The sequence below is a fragment of the Massilia agilis genome (assembly GCF_024756255.1).
Classification (GTDB): Bacteria; Pseudomonadota; Gammaproteobacteria; order Burkholderiales; family Burkholderiaceae_D; genus Telluria; species Telluria agilis.
On the sequence record NZ_JANUHB010000008.1, the window covers coordinates 29,722 to 42,377 of the forward strand.

Genomic DNA, 12,656 nt, shown 5'->3' on the forward strand with positions numbered 1-12,656 from the left:
CGGGGCCGCCAATAACGGTCTTGTGGATAGAAAATGAAACGATTAAAACGCGTTGCCATGCTGCTGGTGCTGTGCGCCAGCGTCGGCTCCGTGCCGGCGGCCCAGCCGCAGCAGCAAGAGGTGCAGGACGGGATTACCTTACGTCCGATCAATAAATACTGGAGCGTGCTGATTTCCAAGGAGCAGCTCAACCAGCAGGCCGCGCAGGAGTACTCGGGCCTGATCTCGACCGCGCGTGAAAAGGGCGCGCTGGTGCCGGCCAGCGACCCCGAGGCCCGGCGGCTGCGCGCCATCGCCCAGCGTATCATCCCGTTCGCCCCGCGCTGGAACCCCGAGGCGTCCGGCTGGAACTGGCAGGTCAACTTGCTGGAGTCGGACCAGGTCAACGCCTTCTGCATGCCGGGCGGGCGGATCGCCTTCTTCAGCGGGATCATCGACAAGCTCAAGCTGACCGACGACGAAATCGCGGCGGTGATGGGGCACGAGATGGCGCACGCGCTGCGCGAGCACGGACTGGAGCAGGCCGGCAAGTCCGGACTGACTTCGCTGGGCGCACGGCTCGGCGGGGCCGCCCTGTCGGCGTGGCTGGGCATCGACCCCAACATCACCAGCACCGCCACCAACGCGGCCGGCCAGCTGCTTGTGCTCAAATTCTCGCGCAACGACGAGCGCGAGGCCGACCTCGTTGGCCTGGACCTGGCCGCCCGCGCCGGCTTCGATCCGCGCGCCGGCATCTCGCTGTGGCAGAAGATGGCGGCGCAGAACCAGCGCGCGCCGATCGAGCTGCTCTCCACCCACCCGTTGGGCACGGAGCGCATCGCCCAGATCCAGGACCACATGAACGTGCTGCTTCCGCTGTACGCCCGCACCAAGGGCACCACCGTGGACAAGCTGCCGCCGTACCGCAGCAATGTCGCGCTTCGTTAGGCCAGGCCACCAGGCCCAGGCCAATGCCTTCGTTCCGCTGCCGATCAAGGATGGCGTAGCGCCGAGCTACCTGTGGATCACCGAAACGCTGGCCGGCGGCATGCTGCGCTTTCTGTGCGAGCGTTTCCCGGACGTGTCACCCGAGGGCTGGACGGCGCGCCTGGCGCGTGGCGAAGTGGTGGACGCCGAGGGCAGGGCGCTGGCGGCGGACAGCCACGTGCGCCAGGGCATGCGCATCTGGTACTACCGCGAGCTGGAGGAGCCCGAAACGCCGATCCCGTTCGAGGAAAAGGTGCTGTTCCAGGACGAGCACCTGCTGGTGGCGGACAAGCCGCACTTCCTCCCGACCATCCCGACCGGGCGCTTCTTGCACGAGACCCTGCTGGTGCGCCTGAAGCGCCAGTACGACTTGCCGCACCTCACGCCGATCCACCGCCTCGACCGCGAGACCGCCGGCGTGGTCATCTTCTCGCACAACCCGGCCACGCGCGGCAAGTACCAGTCGCTGTTCCAGAAGCGTGCGATCCGCAAGGTGTATGAAGCGCTGGCCGCGCCGATCGCCGGCCGCGCATTCCCGTTCACCTACCGCAGCCGCATGGTCGATGGCGAGAAGTTCTTCGTGATGAAGGAGGAGGCGGGCGAGCCGAATTCGGAGACGCTGGTGGAGCTGATCGAAGAGCGCGGCAAGGTGGCGCGCTACCGGCTGCACCCGCACACCGGTCGCAAGCACCAGCTGCGGCTGCACATGGCCTCGCTCGGCGCGCCGATCCTGAACGACGCGTTCTACCCCGTGGCGCTGCCATGCAAGGGCGACGATTTCTCGGCGCCGCTGCAGCTGCTGGCGCGTTCAATCGCGTTCGACGACCCGCTCACCGGCGAACCACGCGAGTTCGCCAGCGAGCGCGCGCTCGACTGGCCTTAGTACAGGACCGAAGGCCCGAGGTAGATCTGGGCCGTGATCACGTCGAACGGGAAGTCGATCGTGGTCGCCGCCACATGATTGCCTGCCGCGTCGGTGACGCCGCTCAGGTCCAGCGACAGCTTGCCCGATTTGCTCGGATGCAGCGTGAGGACCGACACTTCGTGGTTGTTCAGCATCGTGGTGCCCCAGTTGCTCGGGTCGTTGGCATGGGCGTCGGAGGCGTTGTTCGAGTTGTCCCACAGCGTGCCTGTGCCCAGTGCGCCGTGGTCCACCAGCTCGCTGAACACCAGCTGGAATCCGCTGCCCGTGACCGAGCTGGTCCAGCTGGCCACCGTTGGCGCCGTGGCGTCGATCGTGACCGCGACGCTGGCGGACGCCACGCTGGCATTGCCGGCCGCATCCAGCTGGCGTGCGCTGAGCGCATGGCTCCCGTCCAACAGCTCGCCCGACGGGGCAATGCTGAAATTGCCGCTGCCGTCTGCCGTCCCGGTTCCCACTTTTTCCGCCCCATCGTACAGGTCGACCCGCATGCCGGGCACCGCGCCGCCGCCCGTGATGACGGGCTTTTTGACGTTGGTGATGTGGTCGGTGTTCGACACCCCGGAGTCGCTGCTTGCGGACAGCGCCAGCCCGGTCAGTGCGGCGGGCGCGGTGCGGTCGATGGTCAGGGCCAGCACGTCCGATGCGACGCTCACGTTGCCGGCCAGGTCCGTCTGGCGCACCGTAAAGTTGTGCAGGCCTTCGGTAATCGAGGCGAGCGTGATGGTCCAGTCGCCCATCTCGTCGGCGACGGCGGCGGCGACCGAGGTGGTGCCGTCGAACAGCTCGACCTTTGCGCCTTGCTCGCAACCCATGCCCATCAGGATGGGATTGGTCGCGTTGGTGAGGTTGTCGCCCACGGTGCCGCTGTCGGTTGCGCTGTTGAGCACCGGTGCGTTTGGCCGCTCGGCGGAGAGGTCGATGTTCAGCGCCAGCGCTTCGGACAGGGCGCTGGTGTTGTTGGCGCCGTCGGTCTGGCGCACCGCGAGATCGTGCATGCCTTCGGTCAGGTTCGACAGCGCCAGGCTCCACACGCCGTCGGCGTTGGCGGTGGCGCTGCCCACGCGGGTGGTGCCGTCGAACAGCTCGATCTTCGCGTTGGGCAGGCTGCCGGTCCCGCTGATGGTCGGGGAGGCGATGTTGGTGATGGCGTCGCCGTGCACGCCGCTGTCGCTGACCGTGGCAAGCGCCGGCGCGGGAGGCTTTGCGATGCCGCTGCTGACGATGGTCAGCTCCAGCCAGGACGACGGGCTCTCGTTGTGCGCATCGTCGATCTGCCTGGCCACCAGGTTGTGCATGCCGACCGTGAGCGATGTCGTGATCGACCAGTTGCCGCTTGCGTCGGCCGCCGTAGAGGTCAACCAGTATTCGCCGTCATACAAGTCGATTTCGTTACCCGGTTCGGCCTTGTCGCCGTGCAGGGTGACGATGGTCTTGGAGGTGATGTTGTCGCCCGCGGTGCCGGTGTCGTCTGCCGGGTCGAGGGTGGGCTTGCCGGGTGCGGCGGGCGCGACCGTGTCGATCACGGCGGTGCCGCCGAGCAGGTCGAATTGCGTGAAGTCGATGTTCGACGCAACCAGCGCATTGCCTGCCAGGTCGGTCAGGCCGGTGACCAGGTTGGCCGTGCTGGACAGCTTGAGTTCGCCGTTGACGTCGGAGGCGCCGACCGTGTACTCGAAGACGGCGTACGTGCCGCCTTCGGTCAACGCGAGAAGCTTCGCCTGTCCGTTGCTGCTCAAGCCGAGCGACGGGGTCGCCCCTTCAGCCAGCTTCATCGGCTCGCTGAACGTCACCCCGATGTGGATCGTCGAACCCGCGCCGTACGAATCGTGCGAGCCCGTGAACAGCCAGGCGCGGGTCGCGTGCGGCGCAAGCGTGTCCACATACACGCCCGAGGTGTGGAATTCGAGCGGATGGTCGGCCGCCATGTTGCCGGCGATGTCGGTGAGCGTGCCGGGCAGGTAGAGCGTATAGCCCAGGCCCGAGACCAGCTTGGCGTCGGCCGCGCCGATCGTCAGCGTCTTGCCGTCCGCCGACAGGTTGCTTGCGCTGATGGTCACGAACACCTCCCGGCCGTCCGCACCCTCGAGCACGACCTGGTCGTCGCGGTACTCCGTCGTGCTGGCGTGCCAGTACATCTTCTCGTTGAAGGTGATCACGAGTGGCAGGCCCGGGTCGTACAAGGTGCCCTCCACGGGCGCAACCAGCGCCGGTACCGGCGCGGTGGTTTCGACCGTGATGGTGCGGCTCATGGTGGCGCTGGCATGGCCGTTAGTGTCGATCACGTTCGCTTCGATGACATGGCTGCCGTCCGACAGCGGCGTGCTCACCTTGTAGCTCCAGCTCGAGGTGGCGCCGCGTTCGATCGAGATCTGGTCCTGTGCGATGGCCACACCGTCGATGCGCAGCTGGACCGACTGGTCGGCGCCCAGGGTGCCGACGAAGTGGCCGCCAACCAGGGTTTGCGCGTCGTGTGTGATGTAGTCGTGCGCATCCGGCCCGGTATCGTCGATCACCAGGTCCGGGGACAGCAGCGTGGTGACCGTGGTGTCCACCGCGTAGCCGGTCGAGACCGCGGTGCCGCTGAACGCCGATGCGTCGGCCGGGTGGACCTTGGCCAGGTTCAGGCTCACCGTGTTGGTCGCCTCCAGCGTGCCGCCGGCGGCCGGCTTGAGCGTGGCGTACCAGGTCTTGCCGTCCGCCGAGGCGTGCAGGTTCTCGACCGTCGCGTTCTGGGCGCTGATCGCGTCGGCATCGATGCTGCTTACCGCCACCTCGAAGCCGATGGTCACGCCGATGCTGCCGCCCCAGACCAGCTTGGAGCCGCTGAGCGCGACGGTGGCGTGGCCCACCGGCGCGGTGTTGGCATCGACGCTGTAGCCGGTCGTGCTGGTGACCGTGCCCATGCCGGCGTTGCCGTACACGTCCTGCACGTTCGCGGCGTCGATGTTGACGAAGTTGTTGCCGGTGTCGCTGCTGGCGGGGGTGAGCGTGGCCACCCAGGTCACGCCGCCGTCGTCGCTGTGCAGGCTGGTGAGGTTCGCGTGCGGCGTCGTGATGGCCGCGGCCGGATTTTTCACCGCTTCCGAGAACGTGATCGTCAGCGTCACGCTGTGGGTCGGGTTGATCGCCGTGCCGTCGAGTGCAATGCTGGACACCGACGGACCCTGCGTGTCCACGCTGTAGGCCCCGGACGTGGCGATGCCGGCGCCGAAGTTGCCGGCCATGTCCTGCACGCGCCCCAGGTTGATCTGCAGGTTGCCGGTCTGGGTCGTGCCGCTCATCGGGGACAGCCCGACCGTCCAGTTCACGCCGCCGTCAAGGGTGGTGAGCGAGGTGATGTTGGCGTAGGTGGCCGACAGCGCCTCCACGGTCAGGTTCACCGCTTCGGAAAAGGTGAGGGTGGCACTTGCGCCGGTCTTGCTCATCACCGGCGAGATGCCGCTGAACGCCACTTTCGGCAGCGTGGGCAGCACGCTGTCGGACAGGTAGGTGCCGACGTTGGCAACGCCGGTCCCGGCGTTCAGGGCGGCGTCCTTCACCTGCGTCATGTCCAGCGATGCCACGTTGCTGGTGCCTTGGACGTTGGCGGCGGCGGTCACCGTCGCCTGCCAAGTGGTGCGGCTGGCGTCCACCGGGTGCAGGTTGGTGATCACCGCGTTGGGCGTGGTGAAGGCGGCGGCATCGAGCGTGGGCACCGATTCGGAAAAGGTGATGCTCATGGTGCCGCTGTTAGCCGCGTTCAGCGCCGGCGTGAACAAGGTCGAAACGATCGAGGGCGGCATGGTGTCGGTGTTCGACACGGTGAACGAGGTCCGGCCCGGGTTGGAGAGGCCGGCAAACGGGAATTGCGAGCTGGACAGCAGCACGCCCGGCCCCATCAGCACGCTGTAGCTGTGCCCGCCCGGCAGGTCGAGCCCGTCGATGTACACGTGGTTGCCGTCGATCGTCACGCTACCCACCGGCACCTCGCGCGTGACCGTCGCGCCGACGATGCGCATCGTCGGCAGGCCGGTGGCGCGGTCGATCACGCTCTGGGCGGCGCCGTCGGTGATGAAGATGCTGCCGCTGCCGCGCGCCATGCCGGTCGAAAAGCCCAGGTCCAGGCGCAGGTGGCCGGGGCTGCCTGTGACGTGGACGATGTCGGTCAGGAGGGGAGGCACGCTCGAGTATGTGGTCATGATGGGATGCCCGGCCCGGAGGCGGCCGGCAGGTAAACGGTGGCACGGAGCCCGCTACGGGCGAACCTGAATAGCGGGATGATAACAAACAAAACAGCAACATTTTCCCGAGGGAACTAACTTTTTGTTTCCTTGTTGCATGGGGGCGACTGCCATACCGCCCCGTCAGGTCGTGGGCGGCCCGACGGTGAAGACCAGGTCCGGCAGGCCGACCAGCGACACGTTACCGGCCAGGTCGGCGGCCTGGCTGGATTCGGCGTGCAGCTTGTAGGCGCCGTTGGCCAGGCCGTCGATCTGGAATACCGAGATGTCGTGCGAGCCGTCGCTGCCCACGCTCCAGTTGGCGCCGGCGGCATAGGTCGCCACCACATGGTTGGCCGAGTCGTACAGCGTCAGCGCGCCCACGGAGGCGACGTCGATCCGTTCGTTGAACTTCAGGATGAAGGCCGCGCCCGAGGCCACGGATGCGGTCGAGCTGGACAGGGTGGGGCCATTGGTATCCATCGTGATCGTCAGCGCCGGGGAATCGGGCCCTTCGTTGCCGGCGTCGTCACACTGGCGCACCACGTACTGGTAGGTGCTGCCCACCACCAGGTTCTTGGACGTGATGCTCCACTTGCCGCTGGCGTCGGCCACGCCTTCGCCCATCAGCGCCGGGGTGGACTGCAGCAGGTAGATGCGCACCAGGCTGTTGGGCGCTGCGGTGCCGGTCAGCGTGGGCGTGGTGTCGCGCGTGATGTGGTCGCTGTTCGAGACGCCGGTGTCGCTGCTCGGGTCCAGCGCGGGTGCGGACAGCACGCTGGCCGGGGCCACCGTGTCGATCGTGACCTGCACCGTGGCCGACAGCGGACCCAGGTTGCCGGCCTGGTCCATCTGCAGCACGGACAGGGTATGCACGCCGTCGGACAGCGCCTTCGAATCGAACACGTCGGCGAACCAGGTGCCGTCGGCATTGGCGTAGCCGCCGCCGATCCTGGTGCTGCCCTCGTAGAGCTGAATCTCGCGCGCGTCCGGCTCGGCGCCGGTGCCGGTCAGGGTCGGGGTCGCATCGTTGGTCAGGCGGTCGCTGTGCGAGATGCCGTGGTCGCTGTAGCTGTAGAGTGACGGCGCGTTGAGCGCGGCCGGGGCGTGGGTGTCCACCGCGATGTTCCACTCCAGGTTCAGCGGCGCGACCTGGATGTGCGACGCGTCGAGCTTGTTGCCGGCCAGGTCTTCGATCTTGCCGGCCAGGCCGCTGGCGTCGGCAATGTCGAGCCTGGCGGTGTCGGCGTCGCTGGCCCCGACCGTGTAGCTGAAGTGCAGGGTCTTGCCGTCGCTGCTCGCGCTCTTGTAGGTGGCCGTGCCACCGGTATTGAGCGCCAGCGACGGCGTCTGGCCCGAGACCGCGCGCACCGCCTCGTCGAACAGGACGGCGATGTCGATCGTGGTGCCGGCCGGGTAGCTCTTGCCGGGCCAGCCGCTGCTGGTGACGCCGTCCGCGCGCAGCGCCGACGGCGCCGTGGTGTCGGTATAGGTGCCGCTGGCCTTGAGTTCGACCGAACTGGCCGGCAGCAGGTTGCCGGCACGGTCCATGATCACCGCGCCAGGCAGCGTGACCCTGTAGGTGCTGCCGCCGGCCAGGTGCAGCGCGTCGGCCGAGACGGCCAGCGTTTTGTGGTCGGCCGAAAAATTGCGGTCGTCGATGGTGATGCTGGCGATGCCGGCATAGGCGCTCACGTTCTCCAGTTGCAGTGCGGTGGAGGCGACGCTGGGGTCGAGATAGACCGGCTCGCTGAAGTTGAGCAGCAGCGGCGACGAGGCGTCCTGCGTGGCGCCGGTGGCCGGGCCGGTGAGCGACGGGAGCGTCGAGTCGATCGTGAACACCTGGGTCACTTGCGCGCTGTGGTGCCCGGTGGCGTCCTGCAGCCAGGCCGTGACCTGGTGTGCGCCCTCGGCCAGCACGGTGGAGTTGAAGGCGGACCAGGTGTACTTCTGCGTTTCGTTGTTGAACGCGAGCGAGGCGCTGGCATCCACGCCGTCCAGCATGAGCCTGACCGAGGTGCCGTCTGCGGGCGCGCCAGATCCCGACAGGCCGATGACGCAGCCTTTCAAGTTCAGGCGGCTGTCGGTGGTCAGGTAGTCGCTGCTGCTCACGCCCGTGTCGTTGATGCTCACCGTCGGCGCGAGCCAGGCGGTGACGATGGTGTCCACCGCGTAGTTGCCGGAACTGGCAGTGCCGGTCCCGGTGTGGTTGGCGGTGCTGACCACGCGCGCCATGTCGATGGCGACCGCATTGGACGGCGCGTTGATGCCGCCCGCGCCAGGCGCCAGCGTGGCCGACCAGGTCGTGCCCGAGGCATCGACCGGGTGCAGGTCCTGCAGCTGTGCGTTGGGCGTGGAGACTGCGCCCGGGTCCAGGCTCGATACGCCTTCCGAGAAGGTGATGGTGACGGTCGGCGCGGCGCCGCCGGCGCGCAGCGTGGTGGCGCCGGACAGGGCCACCGTGGCGGTCAGGCCGCCGGTTGGCGCGGTGGCGATGGCGTAGCTGGCGCTGCTGGACACGGTGCCGCTGCCGGCATTGCCGGCGATGTCGAGCACCTTGCCCAGGTCCACGCTGACCTGGTTGCCGCTGCTGGGCGTGGTGTCGGCCGCCGACAGGGTGGCCGTCCAGGTGCGGCCGTTGTCGCTGGTCGCCAGCGCGCCCACGGTCGCGTGCGGCGCGCTGATCGCCGCGGCCGGCAGTGCCTGCACCGGTTCAGTAAACACCAGCGTCAGGCCGATCGTGTGCGCGCTGTCGAGCACAATGCCGGCGAGCTGGATCGACGGCAGCGCGGGCGGCTTGGTGTCAACCTGGTAGCTGGCCGCAAGGCTCGTGGGAATCCCCGCGTTGCCGGCCGCGTCGTGCAGGTTGATCATGTTGATGCCGACGTTGGCGCTGGTTTCGACGTTCAGGTCCGTCGCCGAGAGCGTTGCTGTCCAGGTGATCTTGTCGTCCGACTGCAGGTTGGTGAGCACCGCGTTCGGCGTGGTCACCATCGATGCGTTGAAGTCGGGGACCGCTTCCGAGAACTTGATGGTCAGCGTGGCCGGGGCGCCGCTGCGCAGCATCGAACTACTCAGGTTCATCGAGACCAGGGTGGGCGCGGAGCGGTCCACCGCGGCGCCGGTGTCAAAGCGCGCCATGCCGGGGTTGAGGGTGCCGAAGGCGTTGCCGCTGCTTGATGCGAGGGCGCCGGGCGCCATCACCACGCTGTAGCTGTGCTGCGGCTGCAGGTCCCAGCCATCGATCACCACATGGTTGCCGCTGAAATGCACGCTGCTCGCTGCCACCTGCTTGGTGTCGGTCGCGCCAATGATGCGCATCGTCGGCAGGCCGGTGCCGCGATCGACCACCGTCTGCACCGCCCCGTCCGTGATCCAGATCGCGCCCGAGCGAAGCGCCATCGCCGTGCTGAACACCAGGTCGATGCTCATGTGGTCCGGCGCCCCGCTCGGGGTCGCGCCGCCGAAAATGGGCACCGGGAACGCGATGTCCGCGGAAGAGCGGCTGCTGCCCTGCATCAAAACAACGCCGGGCTGGGCAGCGCTTGCGGCGAAGGGGCCGGAAAGGAAGGAAGTCGGTCGGGTCATGGCATGTTGGGCGCCGCAGGTGCGCGGCGGCGCCGGGCCTTTGGTATTTGAACAAGCCATTTAACCCGGAAAATTGGCCCCGGGAAAGAGGTCAGGGAGCGAATCCCCCCGGCAGGGGGTGATAGCGGCGCTCATCACTGCGGTGCAGCATCGAACAGCGTTGCGTGCCGACGGCAGAGCTGCTATGTTGATGTCAAAGCAAGGCCCAGGCAACAAATCTTCCTACATCGAAAGGAACGAGATGACTGTACCGAGCAACAAAACGGACCCGCCGTCCGTCAAACCCCATCCATTCTGGTTGATTCCTGTCGGCGCGCTGGTCGGCTGCCTGCTGTTCCTGGCGGGCGAGGACGGGCCGCTGGCGCAGCAAGCCTTCATCGGCGCCATGTGGGGCGCATTTGGCGCGGTGCCGGTGGTGATGGTGTCCGCCTTCATCCTGATCACCCTGAACCACCGCCGCGAGAGCGCCGAGTGGGAGAGCCACAGCCTGAGCTGGTACCTGAGCACGCATCCCGAGTGCGCGGTGGCGCGCTCCGACGTGCATTGCCACTCGTGCGGCGAGGCGCGGGTCCACCGGCGCAACATGAACAGCCGCGGCGACGTGCGCGCCGTCGTGTGCTCCGAGTGCGGCGAAGTCCTCTACTACGAACGCGAGGGCTGAGGGCGGCGCCTCCTGGCCCGCGCATCGATCGGTGGCGGGCCGTGACGCGGCTTACAGGTGGTAGTCGATGATCAGCGGGGCGTGGTCGGAGAAGCGCTCGTCCTTGTAGATCGAGACCGCCTTCGCGCTGGCCGCGATGCCCGGGGTGGCAACGTGGTAGTCGATCCGCCACCCCACGTTCTTGGCCCAGGCCTGGCCGCGGTTGCTCCACCAGGTGTACTGCTCGGGGCGCTGGTCGATCCCGCGGTGCACGTCCACCAGTCCCAGCTCATCGAAAATGCGCGTCATCCACGCGCGTTCTTCCGGCAGGAAGCCCGAATTCTTCTGGTTGCCCTTCCAGTTCTTCAGGTCGATTTCCTTGTGCGCGATGTTCCAGTCGCCGCAGATCACCACTTCGCGGCCTTCGGCCTTGAGCTCCGACAGGTGCGGCAGGAACACGTCCATGAAACGGAACTTGGCTTCCTGGCGCTCAGGCGAGGACGAGCCGGACGGGCAGTACACCGAGATCACGGTCAGGTTGCCCAGGTCGCAGCGGGTGTAGCGGCCTTCGGCGTCGAATTCAGGGCAGCCAAAGCCGGTGCGCACGGCGTCCGGCTTGCTGCGGCTGTACACGCCGGTGCCCGAATAGCCCTTCTTCTCGGCATAGTGGAAGTGGCCGTGGTAGCCGTGTGGCGCGAGGAATTCCTCGGTCATGTCGGCCTCCTGGGCCTTGAGCTCCTGGACGCAGATGAAATCGGCGTCCTGCTTGCCCATCCAGTCGAAGAAGCCCTTCTTGTGGGCGGAGCGGATGCCGTTGAGGTTGGCGGAGATAATTCGTGGCATGGACAGTGAGTGGGACGGGGTGATGCGTGCGCCAGGGGCGGGGGCGGATTACAATACAGCCCGTCTTTTATTTTTGGGGTTATCGTGAACAACTTGCGCCAAGAGTTTATCGCGTTTTCGGTCTCGACGGGAGTGCTGAAGTTCGGCGAATTCACCACCAAGGCCGGCCGCCAGTCGCCTTACTTCTTCAACGCGGGGCTGTTCCACGACGGCGCAACGCTCGGCCAGCTGGCGCAGTTCTACGCGCAGACGCTGCTCGATTCCGGCGTGCAGTTCGACATGCTGTTCGGGCCTGCCTACAAGGGCATCACGCTTGCCTCCGCCACCGCCGTGGCGCTGGCCGCCAAGGGCCGCAACACCTCGTACGCGTACAACCGCAAGGAAGCCAAGGACCATGGCGAAGGCGGCACCATCGTCGGCGCCAAGCTGCAGGGCAAAGTGGTCATCGTCGATGACGTGATCTCGGCCGGCACCTCGGTGCGCGAGTCGGTGAACATGATCCGCGCCGCCGGCGCCGAGCCGTGCGCAGTGCTGATCGCGCTCGACCGCATGGAACGCTCGGGCAAGGACGACGCGCTGTCGGCCCATTCGGCGGTGCAGGAGGTGTCGAAGGAGTTCGGCATTCCGGTGATCTCGATCGCCAACCTCGACGACCTGTTTGGCTACCTGTCCACCCACGCGGACGACCCGCAGCTGGCGCAGTTCAAGGACAAAGTGGCCGCGTACCGCGCGCGCTACGGCGTCTGACAGGTAGGGTGGGCAGCTTGCCTGCCCACGCTTCCAGATCACGCAGGCGCTGCATGAACGCGTGGGCAGACGAGCTGCCCACCCTACGGGTCTTACGCGTTCGCCACTTTCGGCGCATACAGCGCCAGCTGGTCCGCGAGCGCCTTCTTGAAAGCGGCCCGCGCGGTGCAGCGGTCCAGGTACGCCTTCAGGTGCGGGAACCGGGCCACGTGATCGGTCGCGCCGAGCAGGCGCAGCACCGTGACCATGAGGATGTCGGCGGCGCTGAAGCCGCCCGCCAGGTACTCGCGTCCTTCCAGCCATGCATCCAGGTCGCGCAGGCGTTGTAGCACCGTTTCTTCCAGCGCCGGGCGGCGCTCTTTTGCCCATGCTTCGCCGGACGAGAACGCGAGCAGGCTCACCAGGTTGAGCACGTGCGGTTCGACGGTGTTGAGCGCGGCGAACATCCATGTGTGAACGTGGGCGCGGGCAGCGGGCGCGTCCAGCAGCAGGGCGGGCGTTTTCTCGCCCAGGTGCAGCAAAATGGCGCCCGATTCGAACAGCGACAGATCCCCGTCCTGCAGCATCGGCACCTGGCCAAACGGCTGCTGCTGGCGGTATGCCGGGGAATGCCGTTCGTCGAACTCGATCAGGCGCAGCTGGTACGGCAGGCCGGCCTCTTCGAGCGCCCAGCGCACGCGCAGGTCGCGCACGAAGCCGATGGCAAACGAGGGGACGGAGCGGTAGGTGGTCAGGGTGTACATGCTTG

8 protein-coding genes are annotated in these 12,656 nt (G+C 67.2%); 4 read left to right on the top strand and 4 right to left on the bottom strand.

Features of this window, described 5'->3' with window-relative positions; genetic code table 11:
• The first annotated feature begins 33 nt into the window (after positions 1 to 33).
• Positions 34 to 927 (top strand): M48 family metallopeptidase, encoded by an 894-nt coding sequence (locus tag NX774_RS22610; protein WP_258824553.1) that lies wholly within the window; start codon positions 34 to 36, stop codon positions 925 to 927.
• The gene (locus NX774_RS22615; protein ID WP_258824554.1) at positions 911 to 1,849 is read left to right on the top strand and encodes an RluA family pseudouridine synthase; all 939 of its coding nucleotides are present in this window, start codon (positions 911 to 913) and stop codon (positions 1,847 to 1,849) included. The genes NX774_RS22610 and NX774_RS22615 overlap by 17 nt, the downstream gene beginning before the upstream one ends.
• Here the strand turns inward: NX774_RS22615 and NX774_RS22620 are convergent.
• The gene (locus NX774_RS22620) at positions 1,846 to 6,069 is read right to left on the bottom strand and encodes an Ig-like domain-containing protein (RefSeq protein ID WP_258824555.1); all 4,224 of its coding nucleotides are present in this window, start codon (positions 6,067 to 6,069) and stop codon (positions 1,846 to 1,848) included. The genes NX774_RS22615 and NX774_RS22620 overlap by 4 nt on opposite strands.
• Before the next feature lie 165 nt (positions 6,070 to 6,234).
• The gene (locus tag NX774_RS22625; RefSeq protein ID WP_258824556.1) at positions 6,235 to 9,678 is read right to left on the bottom strand and encodes an Ig-like domain-containing protein; all 3,444 of its coding nucleotides are present in this window, start codon (positions 9,676 to 9,678) and stop codon (positions 6,235 to 6,237) included.
• Positions 9,679 to 9,919: 241 nt separating this feature from the next.
• Here NX774_RS22625 and NX774_RS22630 point away from each other — a divergent pair, with 241 nt between their 5' ends.
• Complete coding sequence (locus tag NX774_RS22630) at positions 9,920 to 10,339, top strand: hypothetical protein (protein WP_258824557.1); 420 nt, start codon at positions 9,920 to 9,922, stop codon at positions 10,337 to 10,339.
• 51 nt (positions 10,340 to 10,390) lie between these two features.
• Here NX774_RS22630 and NX774_RS22635 read toward each other — a convergent pair whose 3' ends face one another.
• Positions 10,391 to 11,161, bottom strand: a complete 771-nt coding sequence (locus NX774_RS22635) for an exodeoxyribonuclease III (RefSeq protein ID WP_258824558.1) — start codon at positions 11,159 to 11,161, stop codon at positions 10,391 to 10,393.
• Positions 11,162 to 11,245: 84 nt separating this feature from the next.
• Between NX774_RS22635 and pyrE the strand changes: the two genes are divergently transcribed.
• Positions 11,246 to 11,908 (top strand): orotate phosphoribosyltransferase, encoded by a 663-nt coding sequence (pyrE, locus tag NX774_RS22640; RefSeq protein ID WP_258824559.1) that lies wholly within the window; start codon positions 11,246 to 11,248, stop codon positions 11,906 to 11,908.
• 92 nt (positions 11,909 to 12,000) lie between these two features.
• Here the strand turns inward: pyrE and NX774_RS22645 are convergent, their stop codons facing one another.
• Positions 12,001 to 12,651, bottom strand: a complete 651-nt coding sequence (locus tag NX774_RS22645) for a glutathione S-transferase family protein (RefSeq protein WP_258824560.1) — start codon at positions 12,649 to 12,651, stop codon at positions 12,001 to 12,003.
• Between the last annotated feature and the right edge of the window lie 5 nt (positions 12,652 to 12,656).